This window comes from Bacillus sp. FSL L8-0099 (genome assembly GCF_038006385.1).
GTDB classification, from domain to species: Bacteria; Bacillota; Bacilli; order Bacillales; family Bacillaceae_G; genus Bacillus_A; species Bacillus_A toyonensis.
Genome location: NZ_JBBOVC010000001.1, coordinates 2,672,437 through 2,686,507, shown reverse-complemented (window position 1 = coordinate 2,686,507; position 14,071 = coordinate 2,672,437). Strand labels below are relative to the sequence as shown.

At 31.8% G+C, this 14,071-nt stretch carries 16 protein-coding genes; 12 read left to right on the top strand and 4 right to left on the bottom strand.

Annotated features, from left to right (window positions below; all coding sequences use genetic code 11):
* Positions 1-344 precede the first annotated feature (344 nt).
* From MHH42_RS13550 to MHH42_RS13540, 3 genes are all read left to right on the top strand, one after another.
* Positions 345-869: a DUF6843 domain-containing protein gene (locus MHH42_RS13550; RefSeq protein WP_001246652.1), complete on the top strand. Its 525-nt coding sequence runs from the start codon at positions 345-347 to the stop codon at positions 867-869.
* Positions 870-901: 32 nt separating this feature from the next.
* On the top strand, positions 902-1,135 hold the full coding sequence (locus tag MHH42_RS13545; protein ID WP_000979111.1) for a hypothetical protein: 234 nt from the start codon (positions 902-904) through the stop codon (positions 1,133-1,135).
* 852 nt (positions 1,136-1,987) lie between these two features.
* Positions 1,988-2,437: an NUDIX hydrolase gene (locus tag MHH42_RS13540; protein WP_001202617.1), complete on the top strand. Its 450-nt coding sequence runs from the start codon at positions 1,988-1,990 to the stop codon at positions 2,435-2,437.
* A gap of 329 nt (positions 2,438-2,766) precedes the next feature.
* Here MHH42_RS13540 and MHH42_RS13535 read toward each other — a convergent pair whose 3' ends face one another.
* Together MHH42_RS13535 and MHH42_RS13530 are read right to left on the bottom strand one after the other, a co-directional pair.
* Complete coding sequence (locus tag MHH42_RS13535; protein WP_340893467.1) at positions 2,767-4,239, bottom strand: sensor histidine kinase; 1,473 nt, start codon at positions 4,237-4,239, stop codon at positions 2,767-2,769.
* Positions 4,232-4,897 carry a response regulator transcription factor gene (locus MHH42_RS13530; RefSeq protein ID WP_000800727.1) on the bottom strand — a complete coding sequence of 222 codons (666 nt, stop codon included), beginning with the start codon at positions 4,895-4,897 and terminating at the stop codon, positions 4,232-4,234. Before MHH42_RS13530 ends, MHH42_RS13535 begins: the two co-directional genes overlap by 8 nt.
* Before the next feature lie 442 nt (positions 4,898-5,339).
* Between MHH42_RS13530 and MHH42_RS13525 the strand changes: the two genes are divergently transcribed.
* The 6 genes from MHH42_RS13525 to MHH42_RS13500 all read left to right on the top strand — a co-directional run bounded on the left by MHH42_RS13525 (position 5,340) and on the right by MHH42_RS13500 (position 10,368).
* On the top strand, positions 5,340-6,032 hold the full coding sequence (locus tag MHH42_RS13525) for an HAD family hydrolase (RefSeq protein ID WP_000540715.1): 693 nt from the start codon (positions 5,340-5,342) through the stop codon (positions 6,030-6,032).
* Between the two features lie 198 nt (positions 6,033-6,230).
* A complete protein-coding gene (locus MHH42_RS13520) occupies positions 6,231-6,599 on the top strand; it encodes a DUF4180 domain-containing protein (RefSeq protein WP_000403457.1) in 369 nt (122 codons plus the stop codon).
* Between the two features lie 134 nt (positions 6,600-6,733).
* Positions 6,734-7,237, top strand: coding sequence for a MepB family protein (locus MHH42_RS13515; RefSeq protein ID WP_001058755.1), 504 nt, complete (start codon positions 6,734-6,736; stop codon positions 7,235-7,237).
* Between the two features lie 186 nt (positions 7,238-7,423).
* Entirely contained in the window at positions 7,424-8,191 is a 768-nt protein-coding gene (locus MHH42_RS13510; protein WP_000130915.1) for an arylamine N-acetyltransferase family protein, read from the top strand.
* A 282-nt stretch (positions 8,192-8,473) separates the two neighbouring features.
* Positions 8,474-9,127, top strand: a complete 654-nt coding sequence (locus tag MHH42_RS13505; RefSeq protein ID WP_000110842.1) for a YdeI/OmpD-associated family protein — start codon at positions 8,474-8,476, stop codon at positions 9,125-9,127.
* Between the two features lie 125 nt (positions 9,128-9,252).
* A complete protein-coding gene (locus tag MHH42_RS13500; RefSeq protein ID WP_097855060.1) occupies positions 9,253-10,368 on the top strand; it encodes an NAD(P)/FAD-dependent oxidoreductase in 1,116 nt (371 codons plus the stop codon).
* Between the two features lie 73 nt (positions 10,369-10,441).
* Here the strand turns inward: MHH42_RS13500 and MHH42_RS13495 are convergent, their stop codons facing one another.
* Together MHH42_RS13495 and MHH42_RS13490 are read right to left on the bottom strand one after the other, a co-directional pair.
* Positions 10,442-10,615 carry a hypothetical protein gene (locus tag MHH42_RS13495; RefSeq protein WP_176519272.1) on the bottom strand — a complete coding sequence of 58 codons (174 nt, stop codon included), beginning with the start codon at positions 10,613-10,615 and terminating at the stop codon, positions 10,442-10,444.
* A 91-nt stretch (positions 10,616-10,706) separates the two neighbouring features.
* Positions 10,707-10,964 carry a hypothetical protein gene (locus MHH42_RS13490; protein WP_340893464.1) on the bottom strand — a complete coding sequence of 86 codons (258 nt, stop codon included), beginning with the start codon at positions 10,962-10,964 and terminating at the stop codon, positions 10,707-10,709.
* A 137-nt stretch (positions 10,965-11,101) separates the two neighbouring features.
* Here MHH42_RS13490 and MHH42_RS13485 point away from each other — a divergent pair, with 137 nt between their 5' ends.
* The 3 genes from MHH42_RS13485 to MHH42_RS13475 all read left to right on the top strand — a co-directional run bounded on the left by MHH42_RS13485 (position 11,102) and on the right by MHH42_RS13475 (position 14,004).
* The gene (locus MHH42_RS13485; protein WP_070173296.1) at positions 11,102-12,532 is read left to right on the top strand and encodes a PQQ-dependent sugar dehydrogenase; all 1,431 of its coding nucleotides are present in this window, start codon (positions 11,102-11,104) and stop codon (positions 12,530-12,532) included.
* A 182-nt stretch (positions 12,533-12,714) separates the two neighbouring features.
* The gene (locus tag MHH42_RS13480) at positions 12,715-13,287 is read left to right on the top strand and encodes a hypothetical protein (protein ID WP_001079224.1); all 573 of its coding nucleotides are present in this window, start codon (positions 12,715-12,717) and stop codon (positions 13,285-13,287) included.
* 153 nt (positions 13,288-13,440) lie between these two features.
* Positions 13,441-14,004: a GNAT family N-acetyltransferase gene (locus tag MHH42_RS13475; RefSeq protein ID WP_000185952.1), complete on the top strand. Its 564-nt coding sequence runs from the start codon at positions 13,441-13,443 to the stop codon at positions 14,002-14,004.
* The last annotated feature ends 67 nt before the right edge of the window (positions 14,005-14,071 follow it).

Sequence of the window (14,071 nt, the reverse complement as noted above, 5' to 3'; positions counted from 1 at the left end):
GACGATGATTTTTCAAATGGCTTTTATCCTAGACGAATTAATGTCATGTTGTGGCTACGCAGATACATTGCTGACCATCTGCACGTTTGGAAGCCTGAAGACCACTTTATCTTTAGTAAACAATAAGATTTACAAAGTGAGAAACAATGAGAGGATTCCTTTTTTTCAACTAAAGGAGAGCTTTAGTTTATGGGACCTTCCTTAGTCTTTCTTTTTAGGGAATACCACATCACCATCAAGCTAAGGAAAGCTGTCTTTAAACCAGAAACTTATTCTATCCAAGGAAATATATTGCATTATATAATAAATACTATACCATTCTTACAAATAACGGGAGAGACTCTATGAGAAACGTAATAATTTATTTCGGAATCTTTTTTATGATTGTATTAAGCGGTTGTATCCGATTTGGAAAAGACACCACAAATACGATTTATCTCATTCCTGAAGCGTACGAAGGAGATTTAGTGGTACTATACAATGTACCTGGAGCGGAATTGTTGCCAGAAGAAGATGGTTTTCGTGTAGTTACATTCACCGCAGACGGAACCGCAGTAACATCTACAGCCGATATGAAATATGGTACGGTCAACGATACCTATTACACGGTAAACAAGGAAGGGAAGCGCACAAAACTTGACGAGAACTGCATACGCGCTGGTTCAAATGGAAGCACTACTGAAAACGTTGGTGAAGAAAATGAGCACACTTTCCCATATGCAAAATTTGAAGTTACACAAAGTTCATGCTCACAAAGCTTTTCATCAAATGGAAGAGAAGTACCAGAAAATCAAGAACATCCTGTAGAAAATAAGCTGCGGGACTTACTGGCACGTGTAAAAGAGCAGTATATGAAAGTGAAAAGCTAGATTTTTAAATTTTAAAAAGGGTGAATTGATGAATGATGTTAGGGATAGGATTGATTGTGTTAGGCATTTTAATTGTTAGCATTGTATCTTACCGAGAAATAAAAAAAGCAGGGGGCGTAACCTGGATCGAAATTGTATTCTATCCCTTTGGATTATTAATAGGTGCGCTACTAGACCACTTTGATCTACCAGAGTTTTTAATCCTGTTAGGTTTACTATGTATTGTATTTGGTAGCTGTATGGTCATGGGCGTCAATATTTTATAAAATTGAGAGTTAAGCATCTGAATCAGATGCTTTTTTATTTTATTCTGTAATTCTTATTTTTAATGTCTTGTATGGTGAAGACTAAGGCACATAGGGATAGCAATGCAAGTATAAAGCTTAACCAGTTAAATGTACTGTCCATAATAAGTATTGAGATGAAGATGCCATAAAAATAAATTAACATCGCAATAAAAAGATATGCATCACGTTTTAAAGACTTTAAAGTTCCTATTCGTTTCACCTCTACTTTCTGATGTTATGTTACAAAAAAGAACCCGCACATCTGCAGATTTTCCAGATTATGATTTTTAAATATGTAACTCAGTTCTAACGATATAATATGTTGAGTTACTAAAAAAATCAAATATAAAATTGTAAAAAACTTTTATAAATCTTAATGCGTTAGAAATATAGGGCGAATCTTTACGAACTGTTTCCTATGAATACGATTCTATTAATCAATTAAAGAAAGAAACATTAGCAGATGGAACGATCAATGCGTATGGATATGATGGATTCGGAAACCGTACGTGTGATATCGTTGTAATTCTTCTGCAAATGGTAGTAGTTCATATTGAATCGAGGGATTCATAAGAAAACGTCATCCTTTCTAATTTATCTTGCTTAGAAAGGATGAAGCTTTTGAGGGTATTAAAACCTCTTGAGTTGATGGAAATGTATGGTGACCCCCGTTTATGAAAAATAAAATTCTTTAAAAATGGAGAGCCGCGACCATAAACCTGCATTATTAATGTAGAATTGTGATGTCGGCTCTTTATTCACTAAAATGGCAAGTTAGTGAATAAATTGTTCATATGTATTTAAAGCTTATTTTCGGGAGGAGCTTAAACAATGAGAGCACCATATCAAGTATTGATTTTTCCTTATATAAAAACTGATGATTCCATTCGATATGCCATTTTTAACCGAAGTGATTATGGTTATTGGCAAGGAATAGCTGGTGGTGGAGAAGATGGTGAGACTCCTATCGAATCAGCAAAACGGGAAGCGTTTGAAGAGGCTGGTATTATAAGAGAATGCCCATATATAACATTAGATTCTGTGTCGTCATTACCAGTAGAGGATGTAGTTGGAGGATTCCTTTGGGGAGAAGAAGTTTATGTAATAAAAGAATTTTCTTTTGGAGTTAAAGTTCCTACAAAAAATATTTCATTATCTAAGGAACACTTCAATTATAAATGGTTATGCTTTGAGGAAGCAGTAACCCTTTTGAAATGGGATAGCAACAAAACAGCATTGTGGGAATTAAACAAAAGGCTATTAAAACAATTAAAGTGCTAGCTAACAAAGACGTTAGTGGAACAAGAATTGAGCAATTTAAAAAAGCTTTGCCACACTTCAAATGCAGCAAGGCTTTTATTTTTCTTAGTGTGGTTTTTTTCTGATTTGCGGTCTGTACCTCAACATCAATGGTAATAACTATAGGTTTTCTAAAACCAACTAGTGATCAAATCCATTTAAGGATTTTATATATATAATTGTTATGCTAACTCCAAAATCAAATTATAAAATGAACTATCCTAAACTTGAATCAATTTCATAATCTATTTCCACTATAATGATTTCATCATAAGTTTATACTTACTACAAAAACAAATAAACTCGTCCTACTAAGAGGGGAGTTTATTTGTTTTTTGTTTAGATAATGGAATGCTCATACAAAATTGCACACTATGTTCCATATTTTTTATAGAATACTTTATATCTAGCGTTTCAAGAATTTGTTTCACAATATACAGTCCTAAACCGCTTCCTCCAGTATTTCGATTCCTTGATTTTTCAATTCGATAAAACGGTTTGAAAATTTGTTGTATATCTTCTTCTTTAATATTGACACCTGTATTCATAATTTGCATTTTAATTTGACCTTGTTTAGAATCCTTACTTAACTGTATATAAACTTTTTCATTATGTGGTGAATACATAACCGCATTATGGATAATATTTTTACATGCTTTTTCTAAAAGAACATAATCTGTATAAACGGAAAGATCAGAATCAATTTCTTTTATTATTTGGATGTTTTTTTGTGAAGCGAAAAATTCGAGATCTTTTGTAATTGTATTTATTAACTTTGAAAGATTAACTTTTTCTACTTTTAGTTTAAAGGTATGTTGTTCTAATTTCGATACGCTTAAAATTTCACGAACTAATTGTTCCATACTTTCAATAATTTGACGATTCTTCTTTAAATATTGATCGCGATTTTGATAAGGGCCAATATTGTATATCATTCCTTCTAAGTATCCTTTCATTACAGTAAGAGGGGACTTTAATTCATGTGCTACAATCGCAAAAAACTCTCTGCGTTTTGTTTCTATTTCTCTTTCTTTTTCAATATCATTTTTTAATTGTTCATTTGCTTTTTTTAAATCAAACATAGCTTGTTGCAAGTTAATAGACATGTCATTCAAACTATTAGATAATTCTCCTAACTCATCTGTAGAGCGAACCTCAATTTTTTCGGAGAAATCTAAATTTGCCATCTTTTGTGCACCTTCATTAATATAAATAAGTGGCTTTGTAATAAACCTGGAATAAAAATAAGCACTCCCTATACCAATAACGAGCACAATGATACTAATATAGGGGAGAAAGCGTACTAAAACCTGTGAAGCTTCATCAATCGGTTGAAATGTAGCAAACACTACAAGCGTTAAACTACCATCTTGAAATTGAATTGGTTTCGTAACGTTATATGAATTGCTAAGGGTACTTGCATTCTCGAATCGTGTTGCTTTAGTAACTACTGTTTTTTGCGTACCACTTTGAATAAAAGAAAATGAAGGAGAGTAAATAATTATTCCTTCTTTATTTTGAAGATAAAGCATCGCATTATTTTTTTTGGCGTATTCATCAAAAAGTGGTATCGCATCTTGAAACGTAAGATTTTTAGATTTATCAATGATTTCGTTTATCCCTGTTTGAAGTTGATCTGTTTTATATTGCTCATAAAACGTCGGAAGAAAGAAGTATAAAGTTAAATAAATCAATATTGCAAAGGATAATAAAATGAGAGATGTAGTCATAAAGAGTTTATAAGTAATTTGCTTCATTTTCATGAGTTTCACAATACTATTCATCAATTTTATATCCAATACCCTTTATTGTTTTAATATAAGGGATAGCTAATTTTTTGCGTAGGTTTTTAATATGTGTATCGATTATTCGTGTTTCTCCAAAATAATCGTAACCCCAAACCTTTTCAACGATATTTTCTCTTGTGAGTACTTTTCTCTCATTTTGAAATAGTAGTTGTAGAATTTCAAACTCTTTTGTCGTTAATATAATTTCAACGTCATTTACATATACTCTATATGCATCCACATCAATACGCACTTCTTTAAATATCAAATGATTATTTACATTTTTATCATAACTTCTTCTAAGTACAGCTTCGACTCGTCTAATCAAAACATGAAATGAAAAGGGCTTTGTTATATAATCATCGATCCCAAGGTCGAATCCTTTCATTTGATCTTCCTCTTCTTCCAACGCAGTTAGCATAATAATTGGTACGTTTGACTGACTTCGAATCATTTTAGAAACTTCAAACCCATTAAGATTGGGCATCATGACATCTAGAAGAATTAAATCAAATGATTGCTTATTAAATTGTGTCATACCCTCTAGTCCATCTGAAGCGACTACCACTGTATAATGCTGTGTCATTAAAAATTGTTTAATTAATTCCTGAATTTCTTGATCGTCCTCTACCACGAGAATATGATAGTTTTTCATAATATCACCTCTGGTAGTCATTATAGCCGTACTATCTGGAGTTTATGTGGAGATACAATAGGAACTTCATAGGACGTTTAACGTATTAGCTTCATTTTCAAGAATGTGTATTCTCCAAAAAAATATTATTAGCCATATTCCGTTTTATGAAAAAATAATTGTATGCTTGTAAAAACTTATCGTATGAAAAGCTGAACGATTTATATTTCTAAAAAACTAATGTATAATATTGGGAACTACATGTGATTTCTTAAACTGTGTGAACATATACTTTCGCTACTTACTAGAAGGGGAAACGGAAATGAATTTCAATATAAAAAAAGCTAGCGAAATTATAGAGTGTACCTCACAAACTTTAGAGTTTTTTTGCTAATTTAGTAAGCGCTTAAGGTGTGAACTAAGGATTATTTAAATCATGCGAGAAAGGTTGTGAAATTATTTGATGGGTTATAAAGCGATGCTGTTTGATTTAGATGATACATTACTTGATAGGGATAAAGCAGTAGAGGCATTATTTTTAATTGTTTTAGAAAAGTGTTATGAAAATGTAGATGGTGCGGCTAAAAGCAACATGTTACAGAAATTCAAAGAATACGATAAAAGAGAATATGGCATAAGTAATAAAACGACAGTTTTAGAATCATTGTTTGATGAATTCACACCAAGGTATAGATTGCCACGCAATTACATCCAAGATTTTTGGAATAATAATTTCCCTAGATGTTTTTCAATAGACCAAAATACTATTCATTTCTTAAATCAAATAAAGAAGCACTTTAAAGTTGGAATTATAACAAATGGATCAACTCAGAGGCAAAAAGCTAAAATATTTAACACGAATTTAAATAGGTATTTTGAAACAATCATTATTTCTGAAGAAGTGGGATTTAGTAAACCTGATAAACGTATATTCGAACTAGCATTAAATGAGCTAAATTTACAACCGGAAAATACTTTATTTGTTGGGGATGACTTAGAAAAGGATATTGCTGGTCCTCAAAATGCAAATATAAAAGGTGTGTGGTTTAACCCTCAGAAAATCAAGAATACTACCAAAATACAACCATATGCCGAGATTAACACTTTGGATAGTTTGTTAAGTTATGTTACTCCACAATATTTTTATAACAAGTAAAAGCAATTATATATATATTCAAAAATACAAAAAAGAAACTATCATTAATTTCATTGACCGTATTAGTAATAAAAAATAGATATTTACAATAAAAAATAGAGGCGATTTTAATAGCTGCGGCTAATTTAATCTATGATTAATACGAAGTTTTGTAAAACAATTTTACTCATACTGTGTAAATTATAAAGGGGTGGGACTATGGAAATAAAGAAAGTAGTAATCGATGGAATCAATATTGCGGTCATTAGAAACGATAAGGTATTAATATCGGATGTTCAGTCTGCATTAGATACTATGGCAACAGTTCAATATGATGTAGATGCGAAACATATTATTATCCATAAATCTTTAATAAGTGAAGATTTCTTTGATCTAAAAACACGGCTTGCGGGCGATATCCTTCAAAAGTTTATAAACTACAAGGTAAAGATTGCTATCGTTGGGGATTTTTCTATGTACACTAGTAAAAGCTTAAAAGACTTCATTTATGAATGTAATAAAGGTAATAATATTTTTTATTTAGCAACTGAACAACAAGCAATTGAAAAATTGGGTACATTGAAATAATCTAGTCAACCTGCATAATCATATTCCACTAAAATAACCCTCTTTTTCACGTCGTTATTACTATATATTATCTACACGATATATAAGAACTAATGTTTGTGATAAACTAAAAGGTGGATAAAGGGGGAGTTTACTTGAACAACTTTAATGATATCATTCAAAATTTAAATGACATAGTATATAAACCTAATAACTTAATAATCACTAATCTAAAAGAAGAAAGACAAAACTCAGAGTATGCTGGGGCGTTATTTCACTTAAATAACAAAACGATACGTTTTAGAGTATCAAAAATTACTCCTAACAAAATTGGTCAATTTGTTTCTTTTTGGGAGAAAAATGAAAACATGCAAAATCAAGCGTTTTCTTATGACGCTGCTCCTGACTTATTAGTTATCACATGTATTAATGATCATAAACTAGGACAATTTATTTTCCCGAAAGAGATTCTTCTTGAAGAAAAAATATTAAAAACTCAAAGTCAAAAAGGAAAGATGGCTATGAGAGTTTATCCTATATGGGATAACCCTGTTAGTAATCAAGCTAAAAAGAGCCAAATGTGGCAACTTCAATATTTTATTGATTTAAGTAATATTAATAGTGTATCCATAGACAAACTATTACATTTATATTCGTAGCATCCCAGAGTAAATAAGAGGCATTTTAATGATGCCTCTTATTTTAATTTCTTATATTAGGTTATCTTGTGAATTAGAATTTTTGTACCGGTACAGTTAATCGAAATGTACATTGTTACAGTACCTCATCACATATACAATCAGCATATATTATTTTAACTTATAACTTATTAAGGAGTGCTGAATATGACAGATTTACAAGACCAACTCTTTACAAGATTAAACCTTGAAAAACGTACTGAAATAAAGTTTGAAGAATTAAGTACAATACTCTTTGCATTTGCTCACACAATACCGTTTGAGAATTTAGATGTTATAGCAGGTAATATAAATGCAATTTCTATGAAAAACTTACAAGAGAAAATTTTAACTAGTTCCCGCGGTGGGCTTTGTTATGAATTAAATACTCTTTTTTATTATTTTTTAAAAGATAGTGGTTATGATGTACAACTCGCACTAGGTACTGTATATAAAAATGATATAAATGCTTGGGCACTTGAGGACGGACATATAACAATTATTTTAAATAAAGATAACGTACAGTATTTAATTGATGTAGGTATAGCTTCGTTAGTACCTCTCGTTCCTGTACCTTTTACTGGTGAGTCTGTTTCTTCAAAAAACGGTTCGTACCGGGTGAGACGAAAAGATACGAGTAAAGGCAATTATGTTCTAGAAAGAATAGATGTTGATGGAGAATGGAAAATTTGTCATGCTTTTTATACTCATATTATTGACGAGACAGTAGTAAACGATGTTCAAAGAAGAGTGGTAGAAGATGAAAAGTCTATTTTCAATAAAGGACCAATTGCAGTAAAGTTGACGAACGCTGGCCATATCTCTTTAACGAATTCTAGTTTAACTGAAATGATGTATGGAGCAAAAACTAAGCGTGAAATTACAGAAGATCAATATAGAGAGCTTTTATATACTTTATTTGCTATTGAGTTGTGATTATACAAATAGCCTGTTCTTATTCGGAATCGGCTATTTGTATAATTTTTGGTTTAAAAGGTTTTCTTCTAATGTTTTTAATGTTTCTGCAGCCTCTTCATATGAATTAAAAACTGGTTCTTTTCCATCATCCTCTTGTAAAACCAGCTCTTCAAATAAAGATTTTTGTTCTTTTGAAACAGAATAATACTATTTAAAGTTTGATTTTCTAACTAGATATAATACACTAGAACAGTATAAAAAAGTATGTACAATGAATTTCGAATGTAAAGGAAGATTATTATGTCAGTTATCGATAAATTGAAACTTAATAAGTATACGAATATGGTTGTTATTAACGAACCAAGTGATTATGACATTTTCACAGGTAAAGAAACTGCATTTTCAAAAGAACACGATGCTATTTTTATTTTTGTTGAAACGCTTGATGAAATGGTGAAACAAACGAATTTTATTATTAGTAATGAAGCATTATTACTTGAAAAAGGTTATGTGTTTTTCGCATATCCGAAAAAAGGTAATGCTCGTTACAGTACGTTTATTCACCGTGATGAGATGTTTCCAGCATTAAGCGTTGGTGAAGATGGATATGTAGGAGAAAGCGAAATTAAATTTGCTCGAATGGTAAGTATGGATGACGTCTTTACTGTTGTAGGCTTAAAGCGTGAAAAGAAAAAAGCGACGAAAACGCCTGCTATGAGTCAATGTGTTGCCGATTATGCAGATCGAATTAAAGATGTTGAAGCTTTATTAGCTAATCATCCCAATGAACTTAAATTTTATCAAAGTTTAACTCCTGGATATCAAAAAGATTGGGCACGTAATTTATTTTCTGTGAAACAAGAAAAAACACGTGAAAAACGTTTTGAGAAAATGATTGAAATCCTTTCACAAGGCTATAAAACAATTGAATTATTCCGTAAGAAGAAAAAATAACGATTAGGAAAGTCACAATGATGAAACAATTAATTGCGATGAGTACATTGAAAAAAGGATTCCTTCTATTATACTTAAGAATGTTCTTATATTTATATAATTAGTAAAGAGAAAAGGTGTTTGAAATGAAATCGTATATTGTAGTTGGATCTGGAATTTTAGGAGCGTCTACTGCTTATCATCTGGCTAAGGCTGGTGCGAATGTTACTATCATGGATCGCCAACAATTAGGGCAAGCAACTGATGCAGCAGCAGGTATAGTATGTCCATGGCTTTCACAACGTCGTAATAAAGCGTGGTATAAAATCGTTAAAAGCGGTGCACGTTACTATTCTTCGTTAATTCAACAATTAGAAGAAGACGGTGAAACGGATACAGGTTACAACCGTGTAGGTGCAATTAGTTTACATACTGACGAGAAAAAACTAGATCAAATGGAAGAGCGAGCTTATAAACGACGTGAAGATGCACCAGAGATTGGTGAAATTACGCGTTTATCAGCTGAAGAAACGAAAAAATTATTCCCGGCATTATCAGAAGAATATAGTTCTGTTCATATTAGTGGTGCTGCACGAGTAAATGGAAGATTATTACGCAACGCATTAATAAGCGCTGCGAAAAAACATGGTGCAACTTTTATAAAAGGAGATGCAGTATTAGTTCGTGAAGGGAATCATATTACTGGAGTTAAAGTAAATGACGAGACAATTTTAGCAGAAAAGGTTATTGTAACTGCTGGCGCATGGGCGAACGAAATATTAAACCCATTAGAAATTAATTTCTTAGTTACGTTCCAAAAAGGACAAATTGTTCACCTGCAAATGGAAAATACAGCAACAGAAAATATGCCTGTTGTTATGCCGCCAAACGATCAATATATATTAACGTTTGATAATGGTCATGTTGTAATTGGTGCAACACATGAGAATGATACTGGTTTCGATCACCGTGTAACTGCAGGTGGTTTACATGAAGTATTCCATAAAGCGTTAGCAGTTGCACCTGGCTTAGAAGATGCTACAATGCTTGAAACGAGAGTAGGATTCAGACCATTCACACCAGGATTCTTACCTGTTATCGGACCAATACCTAACTTTGAAGGAATTCTCGTTGCGAATGGATTAGGAGCTTCAGGTTTAACAGCTGGTCCATACTTAGGAGCAGAACTTGCTAAACTAGCGCTCGGACAGCCTATTGAATTGGATTTAAATGATTATGATGTTGCTGGTGCAATTGAATGATAAAAAAGATTAGGAGCGAATCCTAATCTTTTTTATTTATAAATATTTTCTTGTAATTATATCACTACCAATTTCAAAACGGGATATTTTGAATAAATGAAACCATCAAAATAATTGTCGATGCGGAACCAGCAGATAATAAAGTTACGATTTTTCGTCCATTCTGTTCTTTTGAAGGTTTTATAAGTTCTGTAATCAACACAATCCATATTATTATAGAAACTATAGAAATAATATTTATAGACATATGTAACACACTCCTTCTTGTTTTTACATGGACATTTCTTCTTTTATAAAATAAAAGCAGTCTAATAAGAAAATATGTACAGCATTACAAATCAATATTCTCCTGTTAAACCACCTTTTTTAAATAGAAATCCGACTGATAAAACGATAAAAACAGCCTTCAAACTGCCCCAATATGGATAAATAGCATGATCTGTTAGATTAGCATGTTGAAAAATGTTCTCTAAACCAAAAATCCCAATAATGACCGCTAAAAGAAAAGCAGCTTTTCCAATAGTATTATTACGATAGATGGTAAATAAATATAGTGCAAATATAAGTGGTACTATGATTTGTAGTAAAAGTGTCATAAGTAGTCCCCCTAGTTTATTTATAATTATATTATATGCAAAATTGTAATAAAAAGGAATATGAGTTAATTGATACTAATAAGACTACTCTAATCATACTCTTCTATTAAATAGAAGAAAAAGGGGTGGACAGTTAATTGACTAAAGTTAAGATTCGTTTACGGCCCATTGTTCATAATATAAATTTACCAACTGTAATAAAAACAGCCATAATTCCAGGTGAATCGACCGAAAGATTATTCATCGCAACTCAATTAGGAGAGGTTTTTTACATAGGAAATGGTGTTATAAAAACATTTTTAAATATTCGTCCACGAATTATTAAATTAGGTACATTTGAAGAAGGTGTTGCTAGTAGTGGATATGATGAGCGAGGATTGCTAGGACTTGCGTTTCATCCTCAATTTCATCATAACGGTTTATTTTATCTTCATTATTCAGTAGCTGGAACTCAAGGACCTGGTGCACTTTCTGAACAATTTAAACCGAATCCGTGTGACCCTAAAACGTTAAACTTAAAGTGGGTTAATAGAAATACGCAATATGATCATATTGATACAATTGAAGAATGGGTTTTACAATCAAATGGTCAACCTCAAAAACGCAGAACATTACTTAATATAAAACGCCCATTTTTTAATCATAACGGAGTATACACTTTAAACTTTTCTCCTGAAACGGGAAAACTTGTTTTTACAAATGGAGATGGTGGATCAGGTTATGACCCATTTAATTTAAGCCAAGATGATTTAGAAATAGCAGGTAAAATCATTGAAATCGATGTAAGTAAAAATACAATCATACATAATCCTCCAGTAGTAACGCGCTTTAATGAACTTCCTTTATCTATACAAGAAACCCTTACAGTAATTGCGAAAGGTGTTCGAAATATAACCGGTATTACATTCCAAAGGTTTTATAATCAATATATCAAATACGCTGGAAATGTCGGACAGGATATCGTAGAGTCGATTTTCTCGTTTGTTCATTATAAATCAATTCCGGTTACAGAACTTGTTCAAACGTATTTAATGAGTTCTACTCCTAATCAAGAAGGATTTCTTAATTTTGGTTGGCGAGGATGGGAAGGAGAATTACCTACTTCTTTTATAAGGCACTGTTCTGAGAATCCTACTTTGGATGAGAGAACAATGGCTTATTATAATGAAACAATAGAATTATCCGCCAAGCGTATTCAGCCACTAATTAGTTATTTTCATAAAGACCCCAGACCAGATAAGTTTGGCGGAACTTCACTAACAGGCGTTCAGCCATATATGGGAACTGCAATCCCGAATTTAAATGGTAGTGTTGTATTTAGTGACCTTGCTAGGAAAGAAGAGTCTCGGCCGCCAGTTAAAGGTGTTTTAGCATATACTAGAGCCGGTACAGACGGTAAACATACTGACTTTCATGTTATTGAAACTAATTATGATTTTGGTACGCAAGCAGCTTATTATATGAGTTTAGGAACAAATTTGGATCAAACTAGGTTATATTTAGGAGTTTACGGTTCTATGAAAGTAACTGATTTTAACAAAGGTACTATTTTTGAAATTATTCCTTGATACGATATAAATTCTCAGTTTACATTTTTCAAAATGCACGACCTGTCGTCTCCCTAAACATACTGCTATGAATAAATGACTACGGGATAGTGATTGATAACCAGGCAGAAAGTAACACATAAACAAAAAGTGTATGAATAATATAGAAAGTGATGAATGAGGTATCTTTAGGGGGTATTTTGATGAATCGGTTTGTACGTTATTGGTATCAACTGATGATAGAGCATGACGCGAACTTTGTTCATAAAAGAAAGTTGTCCCTTGTAAATAAGTTAGCAATGACAGCTTTAATGAGCGCATTGGCCACCATGTTTCAAGCAGCTGGGAACTTAATTCCTGGTATAGGATTACTCATTAGTCCATTTGCGACGTTACCTATTTTCTTTGCTATTTGTTATTCTATTCGTGAGGGAATACTTTCTTATGTTCTAACTATTTTTCTATTATTTATTATTCAACCAAGCGAACTATTTGTTTTCCCTTTTACTACTGGCTTATTAGGTATAGCGTTAGGAGTATCCTTTTCAAAATTAAGGAGGAGAATATGGGTTGTTTCCTTTTCTGCGATATGCCTACTTATAGGTATTATGATCATTCTCGATATTTTCCGTTTTCCAGTACTTGGCCCTACTGTTCATACAACTTTAGACATAAAAATTATTTTATCAATCTTTGTACTGAGCTTTCTTTACTGCTGGATCTATGCGGGTTTTTGTAGAATAATATTGAATAGAGTATATAAAGTATTGTATTAATCATGTCATATAATAGTTTTAGACGAATATACGTTGTGATGATATATAAATTCAAAAAGAAGCAATTCACATGATAAGGTTATTGTTTAACACCAAAATACATTTACAATATAAGCTGTTCTCGTATATTTTCATAGATTGGAGAATTCATTCATGACTAACGTTGCAATTAGAAGGCCGAATTTGGATGATTTAGAGGAACTTCACTTGTTTTTCCGTATAGTTATTACGGATACATATAAAAATGAAGGATTATCACAATTATTGGATGACATAGAAAATGAAATTAACTCGAAAAAGCAATATTTAAAAGATGATTTTGATAGTAATGGAGAAAATCGTTACTTTTTATTAGCGATAGATACAAATAACGATAAAATGATTGGAACAATTGAAATTGGTCCAGCAAGTACATTGATTACTAGTTGTACAGGCGGTGTACTTAAGGATTTGTATGAAATAGGAACTGTATTTATACTTCCTGAGTATCAAAGAAAAGGTATAGGGAGTTTACTATTACATGCAATGTATCTTACATTACTTAGCAGAGGAATAACAGAATACTGTTTAGATAGTGGATACAAAAAAGCACAAAGTATATGGACGAAGAAGTTTGGAGAACCTAGTTATGTACTGAAGGGTTATTGGGGAAAATCAAGTGATCATATGATTTGGAAGAAGAGTTTACATGATACACCTATAATATTTGAATTATAAAATGAAATATGCCTCTGGACATAGCTTTTCTTACGTATGTATGCTATTATTTATCTTTATAATAAAA

Excerpts from the sequence above, each read along its gene's own strand:
- MHH42_RS13505 (WP_000110842.1), top strand. The coding sequence starts at position 8,474 with ATGTCAGTTATCGATAAATTGAAACTTAATAAGTATACGAATATGGTT.
- MHH42_RS13530 (WP_000800727.1), bottom strand. The coding sequence starts at position 4,897 with ATGAAAAACTATCATATTCTCGTGGTAGAGGACGATCAAGAAATTCAG.
- MHH42_RS13475 (WP_000185952.1), top strand. The coding sequence starts at position 13,441 with ATGACTAACGTTGCAATTAGAAGGCCGAATTTGGATGATTTAGAGGAA.
- MHH42_RS13545 (WP_000979111.1), top strand. The coding sequence starts at position 902 with ATGATGTTAGGGATAGGATTGATTGTGTTAGGCATTTTAATTGTTAGC.
- MHH42_RS13510 (WP_000130915.1), top strand. The coding sequence starts at position 7,424 with ATGACAGATTTACAAGACCAACTCTTTACAAGATTAAACCTTGAAAAA.
- MHH42_RS13490 (WP_340893464.1), bottom strand. The coding sequence starts at position 10,964 with ATGACACTTTTACTACAAATCATAGTACCACTTATATTTGCACTATAT.
- MHH42_RS13535 (WP_340893467.1), bottom strand. The coding sequence starts at position 4,239 with ATGAATAGTATTGTGAAACTCATGAAAATGAAGCAAATTACTTATAAA.
- MHH42_RS13525 (WP_000540715.1), top strand. The coding sequence starts at position 5,340 with ATGGGTTATAAAGCGATGCTGTTTGATTTAGATGATACATTACTTGAT.
- MHH42_RS13540 (WP_001202617.1), top strand. The coding sequence starts at position 1,988 with ATGAGAGCACCATATCAAGTATTGATTTTTCCTTATATAAAAACTGAT.
- MHH42_RS13500 (WP_097855060.1), top strand. The coding sequence starts at position 9,253 with ATGAAATCGTATATTGTAGTTGGATCTGGAATTTTAGGAGCGTCTACT.
- MHH42_RS13480 (WP_001079224.1), top strand. The coding sequence starts at position 12,715 with ATGAATCGGTTTGTACGTTATTGGTATCAACTGATGATAGAGCATGAC.
- MHH42_RS13495 (WP_176519272.1), bottom strand. The coding sequence starts at position 10,615 with ATGTCTATAAATATTATTTCTATAGTTTCTATAATAATATGGATTGTG.
- MHH42_RS13550 (WP_001246652.1), top strand. The coding sequence starts at position 345 with ATGAGAAACGTAATAATTTATTTCGGAATCTTTTTTATGATTGTATTA.
- MHH42_RS13520 (WP_000403457.1), top strand. The coding sequence starts at position 6,231 with ATGGAAATAAAGAAAGTAGTAATCGATGGAATCAATATTGCGGTCATT.